Origin of the sequence: Microbacterium sp. Leaf159 (assembly GCF_001423615.1) — a bacterium.
Lineage (GTDB): Bacteria > Actinomycetota > Actinomycetes > Actinomycetales > Microbacteriaceae > Microbacterium.
In genome coordinates this window covers 101216-123281 of sequence record NZ_LMOU01000003.1, presented here as the reverse complement: position 1 = coordinate 123281, position 22066 = coordinate 101216, and the positions used below count along the sequence as shown (strand labels likewise).

Annotated in this window: 19 protein-coding genes; 11 read left to right on the top strand and 8 right to left on the bottom strand. The window is 70.1% G+C overall.

The window, feature by feature from the left end; genetic code table 11:
• Positions 1-32: 32 nt before the first annotated feature.
• The 8 genes from ASF80_RS18460 (at position 33) to ASF80_RS18425 (ending at position 9549) form a co-directional block, all read left to right on the top strand.
• The gene (locus ASF80_RS18460) at positions 33-1043 is read left to right on the top strand and encodes an ABC transporter permease (protein ID WP_056313960.1); all 1011 of its coding nucleotides are present in this window, start codon (positions 33-35) and stop codon (positions 1041-1043) included.
• Positions 1040-2041, top strand: coding sequence for an ABC transporter permease (locus ASF80_RS18455; RefSeq protein ID WP_056313958.1), 1002 nt, complete (start codon positions 1040-1042; stop codon positions 2039-2041). The genes ASF80_RS18460 and ASF80_RS18455 overlap by 4 nt, the downstream gene beginning before the upstream one ends.
• Positions 2038-3003, top strand: coding sequence for an aldo/keto reductase (locus ASF80_RS18450; protein WP_056313954.1), 966 nt, complete (start codon positions 2038-2040; stop codon positions 3001-3003). The genes ASF80_RS18455 and ASF80_RS18450 overlap by 4 nt, the downstream gene beginning before the upstream one ends.
• Positions 2996-4138, top strand: a complete 1143-nt coding sequence (locus tag ASF80_RS18445) for a ThuA domain-containing protein (RefSeq protein WP_056313953.1) — start codon at positions 2996-2998, stop codon at positions 4136-4138. Before ASF80_RS18450 ends, ASF80_RS18445 begins: the two co-directional genes overlap by 8 nt.
• The gene (locus tag ASF80_RS18440; protein ID WP_056313950.1) at positions 4131-5132 is read left to right on the top strand and encodes a LacI family DNA-binding transcriptional regulator; all 1002 of its coding nucleotides are present in this window, start codon (positions 4131-4133) and stop codon (positions 5130-5132) included. Before ASF80_RS18445 ends, ASF80_RS18440 begins: the two co-directional genes overlap by 8 nt.
• A gap of 45 nt (positions 5133-5177) precedes the next feature.
• Positions 5178-7238, top strand: coding sequence for a beta-galactosidase (locus ASF80_RS18435; RefSeq protein WP_056313948.1), 2061 nt, complete (start codon positions 5178-5180; stop codon positions 7236-7238).
• Positions 7238-8203 (top strand): aldo/keto reductase, encoded by a 966-nt coding sequence (locus ASF80_RS18430; protein WP_056313946.1) that lies wholly within the window; start codon positions 7238-7240, stop codon positions 8201-8203. The genes ASF80_RS18435 and ASF80_RS18430 overlap by 1 nt, the downstream gene beginning before the upstream one ends.
• Before the next feature lie 365 nt (positions 8204-8568).
• Entirely contained in the window at positions 8569-9549 is a 981-nt protein-coding gene (locus ASF80_RS18425) for a DUF559 domain-containing protein (RefSeq protein ID WP_157521139.1), read from the top strand.
• An 82-nt stretch (positions 9550-9631) separates the two neighbouring features.
• Here the strand turns inward: ASF80_RS18425 and ASF80_RS18420 are convergent, their stop codons facing one another.
• On the bottom strand, positions 9632-10816 hold the full coding sequence (locus ASF80_RS18420; protein WP_056314029.1) for a thiolase family protein: 1185 nt from the start codon (positions 10814-10816) through the stop codon (positions 9632-9634).
• A gap of 352 nt (positions 10817-11168) precedes the next feature.
• Here ASF80_RS18420 and ASF80_RS18415 point away from each other — a divergent pair, with 352 nt between their 5' ends.
• Positions 11169-11756, top strand: coding sequence for an antibiotic biosynthesis monooxygenase (locus ASF80_RS18415; protein ID WP_056313942.1), 588 nt, complete (start codon positions 11169-11171; stop codon positions 11754-11756).
• A 172-nt stretch (positions 11757-11928) separates the two neighbouring features.
• Here ASF80_RS18415 and ASF80_RS18410 read toward each other — a convergent pair whose 3' ends face one another.
• Positions 11929-12828 (bottom strand): LysR family transcriptional regulator, encoded by a 900-nt coding sequence (locus ASF80_RS18410; RefSeq protein WP_056313940.1) that lies wholly within the window; start codon positions 12826-12828, stop codon positions 11929-11931.
• A 95-nt stretch (positions 12829-12923) separates the two neighbouring features.
• On the opposite strand from ASF80_RS18410, the gene ASF80_RS18405 reads away from it, so the two are divergent.
• Positions 12924-13589 carry a type 1 glutamine amidotransferase domain-containing protein gene (locus tag ASF80_RS18405; protein WP_056313938.1) on the top strand — a complete coding sequence of 222 codons (666 nt, stop codon included), beginning with the start codon at positions 12924-12926 and terminating at the stop codon, positions 13587-13589.
• A gap of 323 nt (positions 13590-13912) precedes the next feature.
• On the opposite strand, the gene ASF80_RS18395 is transcribed toward ASF80_RS18405, so the two are convergent.
• From ASF80_RS18395 to ASF80_RS18375, 5 genes are all read right to left on the bottom strand, one after another.
• Complete coding sequence (locus ASF80_RS18395; RefSeq protein ID WP_056313934.1) at positions 13913-14842, bottom strand: aldose 1-epimerase family protein; 930 nt, start codon at positions 14840-14842, stop codon at positions 13913-13915.
• On the bottom strand, positions 14842-16365 hold the full coding sequence (gene araA, locus ASF80_RS18390) for an L-arabinose isomerase (protein WP_056313932.1): 1524 nt from the start codon (positions 16363-16365) through the stop codon (positions 14842-14844). The genes ASF80_RS18395 and araA overlap by 1 nt, the downstream gene beginning before the upstream one ends.
• A gap of 47 nt (positions 16366-16412) precedes the next feature.
• Positions 16413-18032, bottom strand: coding sequence for a xylulokinase (locus tag ASF80_RS18385; RefSeq protein WP_056313930.1), 1620 nt, complete (start codon positions 18030-18032; stop codon positions 16413-16415).
• Positions 18029-18715, bottom strand: coding sequence for an L-ribulose-5-phosphate 4-epimerase (locus ASF80_RS18380; protein ID WP_056314027.1), 687 nt, complete (start codon positions 18713-18715; stop codon positions 18029-18031). The genes ASF80_RS18385 and ASF80_RS18380 overlap by 4 nt, the downstream gene beginning before the upstream one ends.
• 301 nt (positions 18716-19016) lie before the next feature.
• On the bottom strand, positions 19017-20030 hold the full coding sequence (locus tag ASF80_RS18375) for a LacI family DNA-binding transcriptional regulator (protein WP_056313929.1): 1014 nt from the start codon (positions 20028-20030) through the stop codon (positions 19017-19019).
• A 57-nt stretch (positions 20031-20087) separates the two neighbouring features.
• Between ASF80_RS18375 and ASF80_RS18370 the strand changes: the two genes are divergently transcribed.
• A complete protein-coding gene (locus tag ASF80_RS18370; RefSeq protein WP_056313927.1) occupies positions 20088-20933 on the top strand; it encodes an NAD-dependent epimerase/dehydratase family protein in 846 nt (281 codons plus the stop codon).
• 89 nt (positions 20934-21022) lie between these two features.
• On the opposite strand, the gene ASF80_RS18365 is transcribed toward ASF80_RS18370, so the two are convergent.
• Positions 21023-22045: a LacI family DNA-binding transcriptional regulator gene (locus tag ASF80_RS18365; RefSeq protein ID WP_056313924.1), complete on the bottom strand. Its 1023-nt coding sequence runs from the start codon at positions 22043-22045 to the stop codon at positions 21023-21025.
• Between the last annotated feature and the right edge of the window lie 21 nt (positions 22046-22066).

The window sequence follows — 22066 nt, the reverse complement described above, 5'->3', positions numbered from 1 at the left end:
CCCGGATCGGTCTCGAGAAGAACGAGACTCTCATGACGACTCCCACCCTCACGGCCGATCCGGCCGCCCCGCGTCCGAGCGCACGCACCGCGCGCTCGGACGCGGGGACCCGCACCACGCTGCGCGATGCGCTGAGCATCGCCGCAGTCTGGTTCCTGCTCGCGGCGGCGACCACCATCGTCCGCCCCGACTTCCTCTCCAGCCAGTCCCTGCTCGCCATCACGTTCACGATGGCGATCTCGGGCGTGCTCTCGGTCGCGCAGGGCATCGTCGTCATCGGCGGCGGCCTGCTCGATCTCAGCCTCCCCGTCTCGCTCGTGGTCAGCGCCTGGGCGACGGTCACGCTGCTCGGTGCGGGCATCCCCGACCTCATCGCGGTGCTCTGCGGCATCGCGGCCGGTGGCGCATGGGGCCTGCTGAACGGCCTCATCATCGTCTACGGCAAGCTCAACCCGATCATCGTGACCCTCGCCACCGGCTTCGGCGGCCTCGCGATCATGATGATCGGATTCAAGTCGGCGCAGATCCCCTCGGGGTCAGCGCTGCGCGCCTTCGGCCTCGGCCAGTTCCTCGGTCTCCCGAACATCTTCTGGCCGATGCTCGTGATCGTCGTCCTCGCGGGGCTCGCCATCGCCTGGACCCGCTGGGGCCGTCGCCTCACCGCGGTCGGCGGCAACCCGCAGGCCGCCCGCGCTCGCGGCGTCTCGCTGCGTCGGGTGCGGCTGGCCACGTTCTCGGGGGCGGGCGCGGTCGCCGGCATCGCCGGAGTGCTGTTCGCCTCGGTGACGCCGAGCTTCACCCCCAACGCCGGCGCGAGCTACCAGCTCATCGTGATCGCCGCGGTGATCCTCGCGGGCATCAGCCTCTCGGGCGGCAAGGGCAATTTCCTGGTGCTGCTGCTCAGCGTCGGATTCCTCTCGACCATCCCGGTGTCGATCGCGTTCTTCGGGCTCCCCCCGGCATTCGCGCTGATCTTCCAGGGCGCTCTCCTCATCATCGCCGTCGGCATCGACGGCTTCCGCATCAAGAGAGGTGCACGATGACCACGGCACTCGCCCCGGCATCCGACGTCGAGTCGCCCCGGGCCCTCCCCCAGCTGCTCTCGTACCTCAAAGGTCCCGTCGGCAGCATCGCCCTGATGCTCGCCGCCGTCGTCGTCATCGGCGCGATCTCGGTCGGCCCCGCCTTCTTCTCGGCCTCGAACGTGCGCATCGTCGGCGTCGCCGTCGCGATCCCGCTCATCGTGGGCGTGCTCGCCTCGTTCGCACTGCTCGCCGGCGTGGTCGATCTGTCGATCGGCTCGATGGTGGGCTTCGGCGCCGTCGCGTTCAACCAGATCGTCGCCTCGGGCGTGAACCCGTGGATCGCCGCGGGAATCACGGTCGTGCTCGGCGTCGTCGTCGGCTCGATCAACGCGTTCGTGATCGTGGGGCTCGGCGCCGAACCGCTCGCGGTCACCCTGGGAATGCTGACGCTGCTGCGCGGTGTCTGCCAGGCGATCGTCGTGCAGGCCCCGCCGACCACCCTGATCGAACCGCTCTACGACGTCACCCAGGGCGCCACCTTCGGCATCCCGACTCTGCTGCTGATCGGCGTCGGACTGACCCTGGTCGCCGCCGGCGTGGTCTCCAAGACCCGCATCGGGCGCAAGATCCAGGCCGTCGGCGGCGACCCGCGGGCCGCCCAGCGTGCGGGCATCTCGGTCGTGAGGGTGCGCACTGTCGCGCTGATCGTGAGCGCGGTCGGCGCGGCGATCGGCGGCATCTTCTATGTGGGGCAGCTCGGCTCGGCATCCAACATCCTCGGCACCGGACTGGAGTTCCAGATCTACGCGGCCCTGATGATCGGCGGATACTCCATCACCCGCGGTGGCGTCGGCAACCCGATCGGCGCGCTTCTGGGCCTGTTGGTCGTGGCGGGCATCACGAACATCCTGAACGTGAGCTTCATCGACCCCGACTACCTCGACCTCATCGTCGCGGTGATCCTGCTGGCCGCGGTGCTCGTCGACCGCTTCCGCGGTGGGGACGCCTTCGAATGAGCGCGCATCCATCGACCGCGCTCGCGACGAGGACGCTCGGCCGCACCGGCCTGTCGGTCTCGCCGATCTGCATCGGCACCGCCGCCTGGGGAGTCTCCTCTCCCGTGCACGGGTTGACCGTGCCGGAGGAGGATGCGGTACAGCTCGCCCTCGCAGCATTCGAGAGCCCCGTCACCTTCATCGACACCTCGAACAACTACGGCGACGGCGAGAGCGAGCGCCGCATCGGCCTGGCCGTTCGACGGGCGGGCGGCGTTCCCGAGGGCTTCGTGATCCAGACGAAGCTCGACCGCGACCCCGAGACCGACTCGTTCGATCCCGACCGCATGCGCCGGTCGCTCGATGAGAGCCTCGACCGGCTCGGCATCGACCGGGTGCCGATCCTGCACCTGCACGACCCCGAGCACATCGGCTTCGAGGCCGCGATGGCACCGGGCGGCCCCGTCGAGGTGCTGCGGGCACTGCGCGACGAGGGCTACGCCGACTTCATCGGGATCTCGGGAGGGCCGGCGCGGATGCTGACGCGGTTCGTCGAGACCGGCGTCTTCGACGTGCTGATCACGCACAACCGCGCCACGCTCGTCGACCGCACCGCCGACGCCCTGCTCGACGCGGCGGCAGCGGCCGACATCGGCGTGGTGAACGCCGCCGTGTACGGCGGAGGCATCCTGGCGAACTGGCCGCGCACCTCCGACCGCTATCACTACGCCACGGCGTCGACCGAGATGCTCGCGGCGATCGACGCGATGGGGGCGGCGTGCGAACGCCATGGCATTCCGCTGATCGTCGCCGCACTGCAGAGCTCGCTGGGCGATCCTCGCATCCATTCGACCCTGTGCGGACTGGTCACCCCGGCACAGCTCGACCAGACTGTCGGCATGGCCGAAACCGTCGTCCCCGACGCGCTCTGGGAAGAGCTCGAGGCCCTACGCCCGTCGAAGGAGACCTGGATCGATGACTGACCGCCCGGCCCTGATCGTCACCGGAGTCGGCGCGCACGCCGACCCGTGGCACGGTCTCGCAGCCACCAGCGCCGCCCTCGCCGGAGTGCTCGCCGAGCGGATGCCGGTGCACCACCTCGACACGGACGAGATCGCGAACCGTGGGACGCTGACGGATGCCGCACTGATCGTCATGAACATCAGCGGCGACCTCGCGACGGAGGCGTCTGCGGCGAGCGCGGTGCTCGATCCGCTGCTCGACGCCGTGGCTGCCGGCATCCCGCTGCTCGCTGTGCATTCCTCGTCTCTCGCCTTCCGTGACGACCCGCGCTGGGCGGAGCTGCTCGGCGGGCGTTGGGTGCCGGGGGTGACCATGCATCCGCAGATCGGATGGAGCCTGGTGCAGCCGACCGCGCCGCTTTCGCCGTTCCGCGTCTACGACGAGCGGTACTCGCACCTCGAGGTCGACGACGACTCCGCACTGCGTGCGATCCACACCGACGACGGCATCACCCACGCCCTGGCCTGGTCGCACCGCGGAGCCGACGGTCGCGGCGGCGTGGCCTACTCGGCGCTCGGCCACGGGGTCGAGGCCTATCGCACGGCGGGGACGCGCGCGCTCATCCATGCGCTCATCGACGAGCTGCTCGGAACCGCACATGCTCCGAGCGGGACGCCGGACGGATCCTCCCCCTCGCGTGATCTCGCAGCCGCCGCGCTCGACTACGAACTCATCGCGCTCGCGCCAGCAGCGACCGAGATCGCCACCACGGGGTTCGCCGATCGCTTCGACGACGGCGAGCTGCTGGCCTCCGGCTACCTGCTTCTCGAGCGTCTGCCGACCGGCGGCGCCGCCCTGCACAGCCACGGTCGAGAGGTCGGCCGCGTCGCCTCCGTCGACGGAGGGCTGCGCGTCGACCTGCCCGGAGCCGAGATCGAAGGACGGCTGCTGCGCTCAGCCGAGGCCGGCATCGCACTCGTCGCCGAATCGGGCGACTGGCGGAGCGACGGTGCGGGATCTGCGATCCTGCTCGGAGAGGACTGGCGCGTCGTGGTGGTGCACGGCCCGGCCCCCGCCAAACTCGACAATCGCGTGCGGCTGCTCGACGACCTGCGCGCGGTGACCGCGACGCAGAGGGAGCAGCAGCATGCCTGACATCGGTCTGAAAGACGTCGCCGAGCGGGCGGGAGTCTCGATCGGCACCGTCTCGAACGCCTTGAATCGCCCGGAGCTCGTCTCGGAGTCGGCGGCCGCCCGCGTCGCCGAAGCCGTGGACGAGCTGGGCTACGTGCCCAACATCGCCGCCCGCCAGCTCAAGGCGGGTCGCAGCGACGCGATCGGCTTCTCGGTGATCAACATCACCAACCCGTTCTTCGCCGACCTCGCGTTCGGCGCCGAAGAGCAGGCGCTGACCGCCGGATATTCGGTCATCGTCGGCAACGGGTTCGACTCGGCCGAGCGCGAGTCGCGGTACCTCGACCTGTTCGAGCGGCAGCGGGTCGACGGCGTGCTCATCGCCCCGGTCGAGTACCACGAGGAGTATCTTGAGCGCTTTCGCCGCAGGGGCGTGCCCGTCGTGCTCGTCGACCAGCGGCATCCGCGCGGCGAGTTCTCATCGGTCTCGGTCGACAACCGCCTCGGTGGTCGCATCGCGGCGCAGGCGCTGCTCGACGGCGGATGCCGGCACCTGGCCTTCGTCGGAGGTCCCCGGTCACGAGAGCAGATGAACGAGCGTCTCGCCGGGTTGCACGAGGTGGCGGACGCCGCGGGCGTGCGCACCACGCTGATCGAGACGACCACGCTGAACACCGGCCTCGGCCGTGAGATCGGCGAGCAGATCGCCGATCTGCCCGCGGCCGAGCGCCCCGACGGCATCCTCGCCGGTAACGACCACCTCGCCCTCGGACTGCTGCAGGGCCTCGTCGGACGCGGCCTCAGTGTGCCCGAAGACATATCGCTCGTCGGCTACGACGACATCGAGTTCGCCGGAGCCGCCGTCGTGCCCCTCACATCGGTGCGACAACCCGCCCGAGAGATGGGCGCGCGGGCCGTCGAGCTGCTCATGCACCACCTCGCGGGATCCGACGATCCGATCGAGGCCCGCTTCCTCCCCGAACTCGTCGTGCGGGCCTCGACCCGCTCTCTCTGACCTTCCCACCCACCCGGTCATCGCGACCACCGACCCAGGAGATCCATGCATTACGGCGCCGACTACAACCCCGAGCAGTGGCCACGAGAGGTGTGGCCCGAAGACGTGCGGCTCATGCGCGAAGCGGGTGTGACGCTCGTGAGCCTCGGAATCTTCTCGTGGTCGCGGATCCAGCCCGCAGAGGGCGAGTTCGAATGGGAGTGGCTCGACGAGATCATCGGGCTGCTGCACGAGGGCGGCATCCAGGTCGACCTCGCCACCGCGACCGCATCCCCTCCCCCATGGGCCTCCGCCGCGTATCCCGAGATGCTGCCGCAAGATGCCGACGGCTCGACCTTCTGGCCGGGCAGTCGCCAGGCGTACGCGCCCGCCTCGCCCGTCTACCGTCGCCTCGCGTCCGAGCTCGTCACGGCACTCGCGGAGCGCTATGCGCAGCATCCTGCGGTCGTGCTCTGGCACGTCAACAACGAGTACGGGTGCCACCTGCACTACGACTACTCCGATGCGGCGCGCGACGCGTTCCGCGTGTGGCTCCAGCGCAAGTACGAGACGATCGACGCCCTCAACCACGCGTGGGGCACCGACTTCTGGTCGCAGCGCTACACCGCGTTCGACCAGATCGTGCCGCCGCGCAAGGCGCCGTACAGCATCAACCCGACCAGCGTGCTCGACTTCAAGCGGTTCACCTCCGACACCCTGCTCGAGCTGTACGTGATGGAGCGCGACATCATCCGCGCCTCCGGAGCGACGCAGCCGATCACCACGAACTTCATGGGTGCGTTCCCGCCGGCCGACTACTGGAAGTGGGCGGACGAGGTCGACGTGATCTGCGACGACAACTACCCCGACCCCAACGACCCCGAGTCGTTCCGCGGGGCCGCGTTCGCGCGCGAACTCATGCGCGGCCTCAAGCCGGGCGTGCCGTGGATCCTCACCGAGCAGTCGACCAATGCGCTCAACTGGCGCCCGACGAATGCGCCGAAGGCGCCGGGACAGATGGCGGCGATCAGCGCCCAGGCGGTCGGGCGCGGTGCCGACGGCATCATGTTCTTCCAGTGGCGGCAGTCGCGCCGCGGCAGCGAGAAGTTCCACTCGGCGATGGTGCCGCAGGCGGGGCTCGACACCCGCACCTGGCGGGAGGTCACAGAACTCGGCGGCCAGCTCGCCCAGCTGCCCGACCTGCCGGATGTGACCTCGGGGGCGAAGATCGCGCTCGTGTTCGATTGGGAGAACTGGTGGGCCATCGACGGTCGCGACCACCCCATCGTGCTCGACTACCTCACGCTCTCGCACCGCTGGCACGCGGCGCTGCACCGGCAGAACCTCGCCGTCGACATCGTGAACACGACCAGCGACCTCAGCGGATACTCGCTCGTCGTGGCACCGCAGCAGTACCTCCTCGGCGACGAGGGCGCAGCCAACCTCACGTCTTATGTGAGCCAGGGCGGCAACCTCTTCGTCTCGGCATTCAGCGACGTCGTCGACCAGGACGACGCGTTCCGCGACGGCGGATTCATCGTCTCGCTGCGCGACGCGCTCGGTGTGGCGCTCGAGGACTTCGGGGCGCTCGTTCCCCCCGAGTCCGTGCGCTCGGCCGACTCGGCCGGCGAGATCGCGAGCCACGCGGTGCCCGACGGCCCCGGTCAGTCGGAGGCTCCGCTCGACGGGCCCGCGGGCCGGATCCTCGGACAGTACTTCGCCGAGGAGCTGCTCGTGCAGGATGCCGAGGTGCTCGGTCGTTTCACCGAGGGCCGCACCGAGGGCCGAGCCGCGTTCACGCGCAAGGACTTCGGCGCAGGTCACGGCTACTACCTCGCGACCATCCCCGATGACGCGGGCATGACCGCCGTGCTCGGCTGGCTCGCTGCCGAAGCCGGAGTCACCGCCGAGATCGAGGGGCTTCCCGAGCACGTCGAGATCGCCCGCCGCGGCAGCATCCTCACCGTCATCAACCACAGTGCCGAGCCGTTCGCCGTCGAGGTGGCCGGTGCCGATGTGCTCACCGGATCGACGGACGCGCGGCGCGAGCTCGGCGCGTACGGATGGGCGTTCGTCGACACGAGCGCTTCGCAGAACTCGCAGGAACCGCAGAAGGAGAACAGCTGATGCAGCACACACGTCTCGGACGAGCCGGCGCCCGAGTGAGCCGCCTGGCTCTCGGCACCATGAACTTCGGTCCCGTGATCGATGAGGAGGCCTCGCGCGCCATCCTGGATCGCGCTGTCGACGCCGGAATCGACTTCATCGACACCGCCGATGTCTACGGCGGCGGCCGCTGGGGCGACCACCCCGGGCAGTCGGAGGAGATCCTCGGGCGCTGGATGAAAGACCGCGGCAATCGCGACGACCTGATCGTCGCGACCAAGGTGTTCGGCGTGATGGGCCCCCGATCGAACGATCGCGGGCTGTCGGCCGTGCACATCCGCGCATCGGTCGATGCCTCGCTGCGGCGCCTCGGCACCGACCACATCGATCTGTACCAGATGCACCATATCGACCGCGAGGTGCCGATCGACGAGACCCTCAGCGCCTTCGCGACGCTGCGCGAGCAGGGCAAGATCACCTATCTCGGCAGCTCGAACTTCGCCGGGTGGCACCTCGCGCGCGTGCACGAGGTCGCCGCGGCATCCGGCTACCCGGCCCCGGTGACCGAGCAGTCGCTGTACAACCTCACCGAACGCACGGTCGAGCTCGAGGTCGTGCCGGCCGCGGAGCAGTACGGCATGGGTCTGCTGCCCTGGTCGCCACTCGCCAGCGGGCAGCTCGGCGGTGTCCTGCAGAAGACCGATCGCTCGCGATCGAGCCTCGACGCGCTCGGCGCGCGGCGCCCCGCGATCGAACGCTACGAAGAATTCTGCGCCGAGCTCGGCATCCGTCCCGGTGTGGTCGCGATCGCCTGGCTGCTGCACCAGCCGGCCGTGACCGCGCCGGTGATCGGCCCCCGGACGATCGACCAGCTCGACTCGGCGGTCGAGGCGCTCGACGTGGTGCTCGACGCCGACACACTCGCCGAGCTCGACCGCATCTGGCCCGGGCCCGGCGGCACCGCCCCCGAGGCGTACGCCTGGTAGGACGCGCGATCCGGCCGCGTGTTCGCCACCCGTTCACCGCCCGGACATGTCGACCGACTACAAATGCAGATGCGCGGACACAGACTCAGACCGGATCGGGTAGTCACGTCATCCGCGCACCACGGTGAGCGTCTGCTCCCGTAGCGGTGACACACCGCGAAAGACCCCCGCCGAATCGGGTCGGCGGGGGTCTTCTCTGTGCGCGTTCCGAATCGTGCTTCGCGCGGGGCGGCCTTTCGAATCGCGCGCTTGGCAGATCTCGGGTCGTTGTTTCTGCAAAGTGCGCGATTCGAAGCCAGTGGGAACCGGCCAGGGCTGTGGACAACGGCATCCATCGAGCGCCGCGGCATGCCACGGTGTCGACCATGACGCCGCGAGACGACCTTCCTGACGAGTTCATCGGCACCGGTTTCTCGGTGCACATCGCACGGTTGCACGGCGTGAGCCGCAATCGCCTGCGTGGTGTCGACCTCGAGGCACCGTTCTTCGGCGTGCGTGCGCCCGCCCGAAGCGTGCCGACGTTCGACGATGTCGAGGATCCGTATGAACGACAGCGCCGCGCGCGGGTACACCGCGCACACACCTACGCGCCGCGACTGCACACCGGTCATTTCTTCAGCCATCACACGGCTGCGTCCGTCTGGGGCGCGCCGCTGCCTCTCGAATTCACCGAGGACGACACGATCGCCGGGTACAGCGACCTCCACGTGCACGTCAGCGCCGCCGGTCACACGCCGTTTCCCCGGGCGACCGGCATCGTCGGCCACCGGACACTGGCGAGCATGACGGAGGTCACCATGTACGACGGCCTGCGCGTCACCTCGCCCGCCGCGACCTGGGCATCGCTCGGAGGACTTCGGCTGTTCGACATCGTCGCGATCGGGGATCACATGTGTCGCGTATGGCGTGACGGACGGGGCAGACAGACGCCCGGGCGCGCACCGCTCTCGACGCGCGAGGGTCTGCTGACGACGCTTGACGCAGGGCGACGGCGCGGAGCAGCACGTCTCAGAGACGCCCTCGAACTGGTCCGCGAGGACTCCTGGTCTCCTCGCGAGACGCGGGTGCGTTGCATCCTGGTCGCCGGCGGGCTGCCGGAGCCAGAACTCAACGTCGATCTCTACGACGACCGCAGGCGCTTCCTCGGATGCGTCGACATGGTCTACCGGGAAGCACGTGTCATCGTCGAGTACCTCGGGATGCTGCATGGGGAGCAGTGGGCGGCGGACGTGGAGAGACTCGCGCGCCTCCGCGCCGCGGGGTGGGTCGTCATCGAGGTCACCTCACCGCTTCTGCGTCGGCCGGAGGAGCTGGTGCGGCGCGTATCGGCAGCTCTCGGCGCCTGACCCCCTTTCGAATCGCCTACTTTGCAGTTTTCCAGACGCCCTTTCTGCAAAGTGCGCGATTCGAAAAGGCCGGATGCCTCCTCTACAGCCGCTCGATGATCGTGGCGTTCGCCATGCCGCCGCCCTCGCACATGGTCTGCAGCCCGAAGCGTCCGCCGACGGCCTCGAGCTGGTCGACGAGCGTTCCGAGCAGGCGCGTGCCCGACGAGCCGAGGGCGTGCCCGAGGGCGATCGCCCCTCCCCGCGGGTTGAGCTTGGCGGCATTCGCCCCGAGCTCGGTCGCCCAGGCGAGCGGCACCGACGCGAAGGCCTCGTTGACCTCGTAGGCGTCGAGGTCGTCGATCGAGAGTCCGGTGCGCTCGAGGATGCGTCGCGTCGCGGGGATCGGGCCGGTGAGCATCATGAGCGGGTCGTCTCCGACCACCGTGAACGCGTGGAACCTCGCCCGCGGCGTGAGCCCGAGGGCTTCGGCGCGCTCGGCGCTCATCAGCAGCGCGGCGGATGCTCCATCGGTGAGCGGCGAGGAGTTGCCGGGGGTGATGCGCCAGTCGACGTCGGGGAAGCGGGCGGCGAGCGCATCCGTCCGGAACGCGGGCTGAAGCCCCGCCAGGCCCTCGGCCGTCGTGCCCGCGCGGACGGTCTCGTCGGCGACGGCATCCGGGGCCTCCGCGACAGAAATGACCGTGCGGTCGAAGAACCCCTCGGTCCACGCGGCGGCTGCGCGGCGGTGCGATTCGGCCGCAAAGGCGTCGAGGGCAGCACGATCGAGGTTCCACCGCTGCGCGATCAGCTCGGCCGAGACCCCCTGGTTCACGAGCCCTTCGGGGTAGCGCGCGCGCAGACGAGGCGACATCGGCGAGCCGCCCGCGGCGGACGACCCGAGAGGCACCCTGCTCATCGACTCGACGCCGCCGACGATCACCGCGTCGTAGGCCCCGGCGATGATCCCCTGTGCGGCGAAGTGCACGGCCTGCTGGCTCGACCCGCACTGCCGGTCGATCGTCGCGGCGGGGATCGACTCGTCGAAGCCGGCCGCGAGCACGGCCTGGCGCGCGATGTTCGACGACTGATCGCCCACCTGACTCACGCAGCCGAGCAGCACGTCGTCGATCTGCCGCGAATCGAGGCCGCTGCGCTCGAGGATCGCGGCGAGCGCTCCGGCCGCGAGATCGACCGGATGCACGCCCGACAGGGCACCACCCGGCTTGCCACGTCCGACCGGGGTGCGGACGACATCGATCAGGACGGCTTCGCTGCGCGTGCTCATGCGTCCCATTCTCTCCCCCCTCGCCGAGTTCGGGACGGATGCCGCTTCGCTGCCCTGCACCAGCCTCGGCCATGCGCGCCTGCGAAGGCCGAATTCTCGGCATCCAGCCTTCGCAGGCGCGTTCGACCTTCCGAAGCACCCGGCACCCGGCGTCCGGCATCCGGCACCCGCCCCCGGCATCCGGCCTCACGCGCGCCGTCAGAACCTCGGGATGCCGCCTTCGCCCGCCGCGAAAACGAACGGCGACCCCCGGCATCCGAAATACAATCGTTGATGCGCCCGCACCCCGGCGCATCCCCCCACCGTCGAGGCGCCCGTGACCCGGGCCGACCGCTGTATCGAGGACCGCACCATGTCCAGCGAACCCATCACCGTCTCCATCCGCCGCGAGGTCGACCCCGAGCATGTGGCCGCCGCCACCGCCTGGGTGCAGACCGGCGTGAATCTCGCCCACCGGTATCCGGGCTTCCTCGGCTCCGGCTGGGTGCGCGACGGCGAGGATTCGCACGTCTGGCACATGCTCTACCGGTTCACCGACGAGAAGTCGCTGATCGCCTGGGAGCAGTCGGGCGAGCGGGAGTGGTGGAAGTCGACGGGCGACCAGTTCGTGCGCAGCGAGCGCGTGAAGCGTCGCACCGGCATCGAGGGCTGGTTCGACGAGCCGACCACCGACACGATCACGCTGCCCCGCGCCGACGGCTCGACGACGACGGTCGCGATGGTCAGCACTCCCCCGCGATGGAAGCAGGCCGTGTCGATCTGGCTCGGATTCTTCCCCGTCAACCTCGCCTTCACCTATGCGATGAGCCCTGTCCCGGGCTGGAACGAGCTGCCGATCTGGCTGCGGGTGCTCGCCACGACCGCGGTGCTGACCCCGATCATGGCTTACTGGGTGCTGCCGTTCGTCACGAGGTCGCTGCGCCGCTGGCTCACCCGCTGAGGCCGCCTGCGCACGCTGCCGCCGCTGCCAGGCGGGGTCATTTTCGCACCGGAATCGGACGTCTCGGCTGCGAAAGTGACCCCGCACCGGCGGTGGGATGCAAAAGTGACCCTGCACCGGCAGTCGGATGCGAACGTGACCCCGCATCGACGGGGAGTCTCCGTGACGCCGGTCAGAGGCCGACGACCGCCGCGCGCAGCATCCGCTCGACGAGCGCGACGCCGCCTGTCAGCGGCCCGGGGCGACGCACGAGATGCAGCGTGTTGATGGGCGGATCATCGGTCTCGCGCAGCACCACGAGTCGGCCGTCGGCGAGTTCGTCGGCGATCAGATACGTCGGCAGCACCGTCACGCCCGCGCCGGCGACGGCAGCGGCAGCGAGCGCACGCAGATCGGCGACCACGAGCGCGGGCTCACGCTCGAGACGGATGCCGAAGGTGTGGCGCCAGTACCGCCGGAGGATCGGGACATCCCGCGCATAGGCGAGCAGGGGGACCTCGGCGAGAGCATCCGGTTTCAGATCCGCCGACGGCGCGATGCTCGATGACGGGGATGCGACGAGCGCGAACTCCTCATCGAAGAACGGCACGCTGGGCAGCGAGCGCCCGCGCGGCCGCACAGCCGAGACCACGAGGTCGAGGCTTCCTGCCCTGAGCTGATCGAGCAGGTCGTCGGCAAGGCCGGCCGTCACCGCGAGCCGCAATCCGTCGGCGACAGCGCTCGCGAGAGCCGCCGCCGCCACGGTTGCCAGGAACTCCCCGGCGCCGCCCAGGCGCACGACCGGCTGCTCGACGGCCGGACGGCTGCCGAGAGCATCCGCCAACGCGTCGAGAGGACCGGCGACTCTGGCCGCGAGCTCATCGGCCCGGGGCGTCGGACGGATGCCGCGGGCATGCCGCACGAACAGCGGCTCGCCGACACTCGCCTCGAGCGTCTGGAGCTGGGTGGTCACCGACGACTGCGCGAGCCCGAGTGTCCGAGCCGCCGCCGAGACCGAGCCCGATCGGTGCGCGGCGAGGAAGGTGCGCCACAGTCCGACATCCCGCAGCCCATCGGAATTTCGATCGCTCATATCGTCAATCTATCGGAATCGGGTTTCATCGGTCCGGGTTGTCCCGGGTATCGCCAACCGCACGGCATCCGCCGTCCGACCCCTTGGGAGCATCCATGTCATCCGTCCTCTTCGTCGTCACCGGCGCCCGCACCTGGACCCTGTCCGACGGCACCGAGCACCCCACCGGCTACTGGGCCGAAGAACTGCTCGCCCCATACCGACTGCTCACCGCCGCAGGCCACGACGTCGTGTTCGCGACCCCGGGTGGCGTCGCGCCCGTCGCCGACGCGTCGAGCCTGGGTGAAGGCGATGCCGCCGCCCTCGCGTCGATCCCGCACCTCAACACACCGCTGGTTCTCGCCGACGTCGACAGCGGCGACCATGCGGCCGTCTACTACCCGGGCGGCCACGGCCCGATGCAGGACCTCGCGGTGGACGCCGACTCCGCCGCGCTCATCGCCGCGACCATCGCCGGCGGTCGCCCTCTCGCCGCGGTATGCCACGGTCTCGCCGCTCTGCTGCCCGCGCGCACCGCAGAGGGCGAGCCGATCGTCGCGGGCCGCCGCATCACCGGATTCTCCGACGAAGAGGAGCGCATCGGCGGCCTCGCGGACCGTGCGCCGTTCCTGCTCGAGACCGCGCTGCGCGACCTCGGCGCCGACATCGAGGTCACCGACCCGTGGAGCGATCACACGATCGTCGACGGGCTGCTGATCACCGGTCAGAACCCGCAGTCGTCGACCTCCGCAGCGCAGGCCCTGGTCGCGGCTCTCGCCTGATCGACGGGGTGCGGTCCGGCGGTCGCGTCCGCAGTCGCGGTCACCGTCGCGGTCACCGTCGCGGTCGCGGTCGCGGTCGCGGTCACCGTCGCCGTGCGGTGCGCACCCTTCCCTTTTCGTGCGGGGTCGAAAACGCACCGCACTCGGACGTTTCGGATGCGAAAACGACCCCGCACGGAAGATCGGAGGCGAAAGCGACCCCGCGACGCGAACGCGAACGCGAGCGCGACAACGAACGCGAGCGCGACCGCGAGCGGTACACCCGGGAACGAACGCACCGACAGGCCGAACACGGCGGGCAAAGCCCGACCCCGGCCGATGACTCAGACCGCGGAGATCCTCCAGGATGCCGCGTGCGCAGCTCCGGGTTCGAGCACGACGAGGTCGGTGCCCGAGTTGAACGCGTCAGGCGGGCAGGTCATGGGCTCGACGGCGAGACCGATGCGGTGGATCGCGTCGCTCTCGGGGTTGTCGGCCGTGTGCACCTGCACCCAGGGGCAACGCTCGTCGAAGGTCATCGCGACGCCGGTTCCGGCATCCGTCACCAGGCGCACCTCGGCGACGCCGCCCTCGCGGGCGAGGCCGGTGAAGGCGTGGTCGATGAACACGTCGGCGATCGGTCGCGCAGCGCGGAAGTCCCACTGCGGATGCTCCGCCACACCCTCGAGAGCCACCGGACTCAGCCGGTCGGGTGTCACGGTCAGCACCTCGGATGCCGGCAGGGTGAGCGTCCAGTCGTCGACCCGGCCGTCGGGGCCGGCGACGAGATAGGGATGCGGACCGGTGCCCCAGGGCGCAGCATCCGTCCCGAGGTTGTGTGCGGTCACGGTCTGACGAAGGCCGTCGGCGTCGATTCGGTATTCCGTCTCGACCTCGACGCGGAACGGGTATCCGGTCTGCGGCTCGATCACTGCCGCGAGCACGACGCGGTCGTCGAGCACGAGACGATCCTCGAACTCCGCCCACGCGAGCAGGCCGTGCAGCGCCTGGCCGCGGGCGGGTTCGGTGAGCGCGAGCTGATGCTCGGCGCCGCCGAAGGTGTAGCGACCGTCGACGATGCGGTTGGGCCACGGCGCCAGGGTGGTGCCGCGGTATCCGGGGCGCACCTCGTCGGCATCGAACGGCACGACCAGGTCGCGTCCCTCGAACGTGAGCACACGCAGCGAGGCGCCGACGCTCGCGATCACGGCCTCATAGCCGTGCCCGGCGATGCGCAGCTGGCGCCCCGACCGCGGCCGGCCCGCTTTCGTCATCACAGCCCCTGCGCGAGTCGGTAGTAGGCCTGGTTCCAGCGGACCTGCTTCTGGAACTCGGGGAGCGTGGTCGCATCGTCGATCACGAGCAGCTCGACCTCGGCCATCTCGGCGAAGTCACGGAAGGCCTCGAGCCCGACAGCCGTCGACATGACCGTGTGGTGCGCGGCACCCGCGGTGAGCCAGGCGGCGGCAGAGGTGGTGAAGTCGGGCTGCGGCTTCCAGACGGCGCGGCCGACAGGGAGCTTCGGCAGCGACTGGCGCGGCGGAACGTTCTCGACGACGTTCGCGGTGAGGCGGAACCGGTCGCGCATGTCGCTGAGCGCCACGACGATCGCGGGACCAGGGTCGGCGGTGAAGACCAGGCGCACCGGGTCGTCCTTGCCGCCGATGCCGAGCGGGTGGATCTCGAGCGTCGGCTTGGCAGTCGTGAGCGAGGGCGAGACCTCGAGCATGTGCGCCCCGAGGATCAGCTCATCGCCGGGAGTCATGTCGTAGGTGTAGTCCTCCATGAGGCTCGCGCCGCCGGGCAGTCCCGCGCCCATCACGTTGGCGACGCGCACGAGGATCGCCGTCTTCCAGTCGCCCTCGGCACCGAAGCCGTAGCCCTCGGCCATCAGACGCTGCACCGCGAGGCCCGGCAGCTGCTTCAGCGCACCGAGGTCTTCGAACGAGGTGGTGAAGGCGCCGAAGCCGCCCTCCTCGAGGAACGTCCGCAGACCGATCTCGATCGCGGCCCCGTCTCGCAGTGACTGGTGGCGGTCGCCTCCGCGGCGCAGCTCCGGCACGACCTCGTAGAGCTCTTCGTACTCGGCCACGAGGGCGTCGATCTCGGAGTCGGATGCCGTGGCGACGGCATCCGCCAGGTCGTTCACGCCCCACGTGTTGACCTGCACGCCGAAGCGCAGCTCGGCCTCGGTCTTGTCACCCTCGGTGACGGCGACGTAACGCATGTTGTCGCCGAAGCGGGCGAGCTTGAGCGAACGGGATGCCGCGAGACCGGCGGCGGCCCGCTGCCAGGTCGCGATCTCCTGGCGAACGCGCGGGTCGCTCGCGTGGCCGACGACGGTCTTGCGGGGCACGCCGAGACGGGTCTGGATGTAGCCGAACTCGCGGTCGCCGTGCGCGGCCTGGTTCAGGTTCATGAAGTCGAAGTCGATGTCGGCCCACGGCAGCTCGACGTTCGCCTGCGTGTGCAGGTGGGCGAGCGGCTTCTGCAGCGCGTCGAGACCGGCGATCCACATCTTCGCGGGGCTGAACGTGTGCATCCACGCGATCAGACCGATGACCTTGTCGTCGGCGTTGGCCTCGAGGGCCGTGCGCTTGATGGCTGCGGCATCCGTCAGCACCGGCTTCCAGACGATGGTGACCGGAACTTCTCCGGCCTCGTCGAGGATGCGGGCGATCTCCTGCGACTGCTCGGCGACCTGCGCGAGCGTCTCGGGGCCGTAGAGGTGCTGGCTGCCGGTGAGGAACCAGACCTCGTAGCCGTCGAGCGAGGTGGTGAGCGGGGTGCGGGGCATGAGAGGTCCTTCGGTGTTCCGGTCGGCGTGAAGAAGTTCGCGGGGGGTCAGAGAGCGGTGGTCGCGGCGGCTTCGATGGCGAGGCCCGCGCGGTAGCGGTCGAGGTAGGCCGTGAAGCCGGCGACGTCGGCGGGGTCGGGGTCTGCGACGGCGAGGGATGCCGAGGCGAAGACGTCGCCGTCGAGGTACTCCCCGAGGGTCTGCGTCTCGGCGTGCGCGAGGTACGACGCGAGCACGGCGATGCCCCACGCCCCGCCTTCGGAGGCGAGCTCGCCCACCGCGACCGGAGCACCGAGGGCGCCTGCGAGGAAGCGCTGCGCGACCCCGGCGGTGCGGAACATGCCCCCGTGCGCGAACATGCGGTCGAGCTCGACGCCCTCGGCGGCGAGCACCTGCATCCCCAGCGCGAGCGTGCCGAACACGCCGTACAGCTGCGAGCGCATGAAGTTGGCGAGCGTGAAGGCGCTGTCGGGGGTGCGCACGAACAGCGGACGCCCCTCGGTGAGGCCTGCGATCGGCTCGCCTGCGAGGTGGTTGTAGGCGAGCAGCCCACCGGCATCCGCCTCGCCGTCGAGCGCCTCACGGAAGAGCGTGTCGAAGACTGCATCGTCGCTCAGGGGCTGGCCCGCTGCGGCCGAGAAACGGGTGAAGAGACCCGCCCAGGCGGCCAGTTCACTGGCCCCGTTGTTGCAGTGCACCATCGCCACGGCGTCGCCCGCGGGGGTCGTCACGAGGTCGAGTTCGTGGTGCACCTCGGCGAGCGGGCGCTCGAGGACGACCATCGCGAAGATGCTCGTTCCCGCCGAGACGTTGCCGGTGCGCGGAGACACCGAGTTCGTCGCGACCATGCCGGTGCCGGCATCGCCCTCGGGCGGGCAGAAAGGGATGCCGGGCTGCAGGGCGCCCGTCGGATCGAGCAGGGCTGCGCCCGCCTCGGTGAGCGATCCGGCGGCGGCGCCCGCGGGAAGCACGGTCGGGAACAGGTTCTTCGCGCTCGCCGGTAGACGGTCGGCGGCAAGCGCGTCGTATGCCTGCAGCATCCGGTCGTCGTAGTCGCCGGTGGCCGAGTCGATCGGGAACATGCCGGATGCATCGCCGACGCCGAGGACGCGCTCGTCGGTGAGTTTCGCGTGGACGTATCCGGCGAGGGTGGTGACGAAGTCGAGCTGCGGCACGTGCGCCTCGCCGTCGAGCACCGCCTGGTGCAGGTGCGCGATCGACCACCGCAGCGGAATGTTTACACCGAGCAGGTCGGTCAGCTCGGTCGCCGCCGCGCCCGTGTTCGTATTGCGCCAGGTGCGGAACGGTGTGAGCAGCTCGCCCTGCGCGTCGAACGCGAGGTAGCCGTGCATCATGGCCGAGATGCCGATCGCTCCGAAGGTCTCGGGCCGCACGCCGTGACGGTTCTCCGCGTCGGCGACGAGCTCTGCATATGCGGCCTGGAGGCCGGCCCAGACCTCGTCGATCGCGTACGTCCAGAGTCCGTCCTCGAGCCGGTTCTCCCAGGCGAACGAACCGGTGGCGAGCACGTCGGTGGCGTTCGGACCGATCAGGCAGGCCTTGATGCGCGTGGAGCCGAGCTCGATGCCGAGGCTCGTGCGGCCGGCGGCGATGTCGTCGCGGGCGGTGGTCGCCTCGTTGCTGGGGGTGGGGGTCGTGTCGCTCATCGTCGGGCGTCCGAGTTCTGTCCGTAGACGTTCTGGTAGCGGGTGAAGAGGCTGTCGATGGCCTCCTGCGGAATCGGGATCAGGGGCCCGGCCTCGCGGGCGTAGTGCACGGTGCGGGCCACGTCTTCGACCATGACGGCGGCCTTCACGGCATCCTTTGCGTCGACTCCGATGGTGAACGGGCCGTGGTTCTGCATGAGCACCGCGCGGCTGCGGTGACCGCTGAGGGTCTGCACGATGCCGCGGCCGATCGAGTCGTCGCCGATGATCGCGAAAGGGCCGACCGGAATCGGTCCGCCGAACTCGTCGGCCATCGCCGTGATGACGCAGGGGATCTCCTCGCCGCGAGCAGCCCAGGCGACCGCGAACGTCGAGTGCGTGTGCACGACGCCGCCCACTTCGGGCATGTTCCGGTAGACGTAGGCGTGGGCCGCGGTGTCGCTCGAGGGCGAGCGCTCACTGCCGGGCGTGCCGGGGATCACGGCGCCGTCGAGGTCGCACAGGATCATGTTCTCGGGGGCGAGGTCGTCATAGCTGACGCCGGAGGGCTTGATCACGAACAGGTCGGCGCCTGGCACTCGGCCCGAGACGTTGCCGCCGGTCCAGACGATGAGGTCGTAGCGGACCAGTTCGCCGTGCAGACGGGCGACGTCCTCGCGGACGGCCTGGATGGATGCGGCGATCTCAGGGGAGAAGACGTTCTCGTCAGAGAAAGCGGGGGCTTCGTTGCTCACGGGTACCTCAGGGTCGGCGGTGGTCACTGTGACCGGTCACAGAAGTGTGTCACGAGGGTCGGCGGGCCGTCAAGACGCGGGCGACCGCTCGGCGGGGCGGTGTGGTGCGGGGCAGGGCGGTGTGCGGGGCCACTTTCGCATCTCCCGTCTCGGGCGGGGTCACTTTCGCATCGGATACGGCGTATTCACGTGCAGAACTGACCCCGCACCGCGCGACACATGCAGAACTGGCCCCGCAATCCAGCGCGGCTCAGCGCGGTGGAGCGACCGAATCGCGGGTCACCAGCACGGGCGCCACGGGAGGCAGGTCGGATGCCGCAGCCCCGGCGCTCCCCGCCAGCACCGCCGCGACCGCGCGGCGCGCCAACTCCGAGAAGTCCTGCCGCACGGTCGTGAGCTTCGGCCAGTAGTAGGCGGCATCCGGGGTGTCGTCGAAGCCCACCACGCTGATGTCGCCCGGCACGGTGAGCCCGGCCTCGTGCAGGCCACCGAGCAGCCCGAGTGCCATCTGGTCGTTCGCCGCGAAGACCGCCGTCACACCAGAGTCCCGCACGGCATCCGCCGCCGCGTAGCCTGATCCCGCGGTCCAGTCACCCTCGAACACGGGCCCTGCGGCGAGTCCACGGGCGTCGAGCTCGGCGGCGAACCCCTCGGCGCGCGACTCGGCCTCGAGCCAGTCGGCGGGGCCGGCGAGGTGTGCGATGCGCGTGTGCCCCGCCTCAGCGAGCGCCGCGACGGCGAGTCGGGCTCCGGCCGCCTGGTCGACCGAGAGACCACGCGCACCCCGGTCGGCGGCGTGCAGGGTCACGACCGGAACGCCGATGCGCACCTCGTCGAGCGCGTCGAGGGTGTGGGCGTGCGGCGCGACGACGACGATGCCCTCGACCCCCTGCATCACGAGGTGGTCGACGGCGGCGACCACGGCATCCGCATCGCCCGCATCCGCGAAGGCCGCACTGAGCCAGTAGCCGACCTCGCGGGCCGAGGCCTCGAGCTCGGCGATGCTGCGCGAGGGTCCGTAGTGCAGCGCGTCGGTGGCCAGCACTCCGAGGGTGCGGGAGCGCCGGGTGCCCAACGCACGGGCCGCGTTGTTCATGCGGTAGCCGAGCTCGGCCATCGCGGCGAGCACCCGTTCGCGGGTCTCGGCGGCGACCTCCGGGTGATCGTTCAGCACCCGCGACACCGTCTGCCGAGACACCCCGGCGAGCACCGCGACGTCGCGCACGCCGACGGTGCGGCGGGGCTCGCTGCTCGTGTCACTCACGCCGACGAGTGTATGCCGAGCGGCCCGGCCACCTCGCCTTCGTGCCACTCTGGTGACATGCGCATCGCACTCACCGGATCATCGGGCAAGCTCGGCAGCGTCGTCGCGCGGGAGCTCCGCGCCCACGGCCACGAGGTCATCGGCATGGACGTGGCGGGCACGCGCGGCCCGGACTTCGTGCAGGTCGACCTCACGGATTACGGCCAGGTCGTGGATGCTTTCACTGCCGTCGGCGACCGGCACGACGGCATCGACGCCGTGGTGCACCTCGGCGCGATCCCGGCCCCCGGCATCCGCAGTGACGTCGCCACCTTCCACAACAACATGCCGGCCACGTTCAACGTCTTCTGGGCGGCGGTGCGCCTCGGCATCCGGCGCGTCGTCTACGCCTCGAGCGAGACCGTGCTGGGGCTGCCGTTCGACGTGCCGCCGCCCTATGTGCCCGTCGATGAGGACTACCCGGCCCGCCCGGAATCGGTCTACTCGTTGGTCAAGACGCTCGAAGAGCAGCTGGCGCGAGAGCTCGTGCGCTGGCACCCCGACCTCTCGATCACGGCCCTGCGGTTCTCGAACGTCATGAACCCTGCGGACTACGCCGAGTTCCCCGATTTCGATGCCGACGCCCTGCGCCGCAAGTGGAACCTCTGGGGCTACATCGACGCCCGCGACGGCGCCCAGGCCGTGCAGCGCGCGCTCGAGGTGGCGGCCCCCGGGTTCGACAACTTCATCATCGCCGCGGCAGACACGGTCATGTCGCGCCCGAACGCCGAGCTGCTCTCCGAGGTCTTCCCCGATGTTCCGGTAGCCCGCGAGTTCGGCCCGAACGAGACTCTGCTGTCGATCGACAAGGCCCGTCGGGTGCTGGGTTTCGACCCGCAGCACTCCTGGCGCGACCACGCCTGAACGGACGGACCGCCTTCGAATCGCGCAAATGGCCCTGTTTCGCCAAGAAGAAGGGTCATTTGCGCGATTCGAAGACCCGCCAGGGCGGCTCAGCGCCGGGCGATGGTCGATCCGCGGATCACGAGCCGCACGGGCAGGTGGTGTGCACCCTCGCCGACGTCGATGCCGTCGATCGCATCGAATACGCGGAGGGCCGCCTGACGCCCCAGCTGCTGCAGGTTCGCGTCGATGCTGGTGAGCTCGGGTCTCGCGTTGGTGGCGAGCACTTCCCAATTGTCGTAGCCGATCACGGCGAGGTCGTCGGGCACTGTGCGCCCGAGATCCCGCGCCGAATCGAGCACGCCGCGAGCGATCTGGTCGGATCCGCAGAACACGGCGTCGATGTCGGGATGCCGCTGCAGCAGCATCGCCGCAGCATCCCGCCCCCAGTGCTCGGTCCACTCCGAGAACATCGGCTCGCCCACGAGCTCGAGCCCCGCTTCGCCGAGCGCAGCCCTGGCCCCGGCCAGGCGATCCTGGGCTGCGGCATACGTCGGGTCGCCCGAGATGTGCGCGATGCGCCGCCGCCCGCACGCGAGCAGGTGCTCGATCGCGAGACGCCCTCCGGCGTAGTTGTCCGGGGTCAGCGACAGGTCGCGCGGGTCGTCCGACGGCGCGTACGCGTAGACGACCGGTACAGGGATCTCCTGCCCGAGCGAGGGTCGAGGGTCGGTCTGCCGCCCCACCACGATGATGCCGTCGACCCGGCGGCTCAGCAGCTCCTTCAGATGGTGCTGCTCGCGGATCGCGTCACCCCGCGCATCGCACAGGAACACGTTGATGCGACCGGCGCCGAAGGCATCCTCGGCTCCCATCAGGATCGGGATCATGAAGCGACCCTCGAGGTCGCTGGTGAGCAGCCCGACGGTTCCCGTACGCCCGGCGAGCAGTCCGCGCGCCATGGCGTTGGGCGTGAAGGCGAGCTCATCGGCGATCGCGCGCACCTTGGCCCGGGTCGCCGCCGATACGTCGCCCCGGTCGTTCAGCGCCTTGGAGGCCGTCGAGATCGAGACTCCGGCGCGCGCGGCGACGTCGCCGAGGGTCACCGCCCGTGCTGCCGTCGTATCGCTCATCCCACTCCCTGTTGCTGAAAG

Excerpts from the sequence above, each read along its gene's own strand:
- ASF80_RS18460 (WP_056313960.1), top strand. The coding sequence starts at position 33 with ATGACGACTCCCACCCTCACGGCCGATCCGGCCGCCCCGCGTCCGAGC.
- ASF80_RS18455 (WP_056313958.1), top strand. The coding sequence starts at position 1,040 with ATGACCACGGCACTCGCCCCGGCATCCGACGTCGAGTCGCCCCGGGCC.
- ASF80_RS18450 (WP_056313954.1), top strand. The coding sequence starts at position 2,038 with ATGAGCGCGCATCCATCGACCGCGCTCGCGACGAGGACGCTCGGCCGC.
- ASF80_RS18445 (WP_056313953.1), top strand. The coding sequence starts at position 2,996 with ATGACTGACCGCCCGGCCCTGATCGTCACCGGAGTCGGCGCGCACGCC.
- ASF80_RS18440 (WP_056313950.1), top strand. The coding sequence starts at position 4,131 with ATGCCTGACATCGGTCTGAAAGACGTCGCCGAGCGGGCGGGAGTCTCG.
- ASF80_RS18435 (WP_056313948.1), top strand. The coding sequence starts at position 5,178 with ATGCATTACGGCGCCGACTACAACCCCGAGCAGTGGCCACGAGAGGTG.
- ASF80_RS18430 (WP_056313946.1), top strand. The coding sequence starts at position 7,238 with ATGCAGCACACACGTCTCGGACGAGCCGGCGCCCGAGTGAGCCGCCTG.
- ASF80_RS18425 (WP_157521139.1), top strand. The coding sequence starts at position 8,569 with ATGACGCCGCGAGACGACCTTCCTGACGAGTTCATCGGCACCGGTTTC.
- ASF80_RS18420 (WP_056314029.1), bottom strand. The coding sequence starts at position 10,816 with ATGAGCACGCGCAGCGAAGCCGTCCTGATCGATGTCGTCCGCACCCCG.
- ASF80_RS18415 (WP_056313942.1), top strand. The coding sequence starts at position 11,169 with ATGTCCAGCGAACCCATCACCGTCTCCATCCGCCGCGAGGTCGACCCC.
- ASF80_RS18410 (WP_056313940.1), bottom strand. The coding sequence starts at position 12,828 with ATGAGCGATCGAAATTCCGATGGGCTGCGGGATGTCGGACTGTGGCGC.
- ASF80_RS18405 (WP_056313938.1), top strand. The coding sequence starts at position 12,924 with ATGTCATCCGTCCTCTTCGTCGTCACCGGCGCCCGCACCTGGACCCTG.
- ASF80_RS18395 (WP_056313934.1), bottom strand. The coding sequence starts at position 14,842 with ATGACGAAAGCGGGCCGGCCGCGGTCGGGGCGCCAGCTGCGCATCGCC.
- araA (WP_056313932.1), bottom strand. The coding sequence starts at position 16,365 with ATGCCCCGCACCCCGCTCACCACCTCGCTCGACGGCTACGAGGTCTGG.
- ASF80_RS18385 (WP_056313930.1), bottom strand. The coding sequence starts at position 18,032 with ATGAGCGACACGACCCCCACCCCCAGCAACGAGGCGACCACCGCCCGC.
- ASF80_RS18370 (WP_056313927.1), top strand. The coding sequence starts at position 20,088 with ATGCGCATCGCACTCACCGGATCATCGGGCAAGCTCGGCAGCGTCGTC.
- ASF80_RS18365 (WP_056313924.1), bottom strand. The coding sequence starts at position 22,045 with ATGAGCGATACGACGGCAGCACGGGCGGTGACCCTCGGCGACGTCGCC.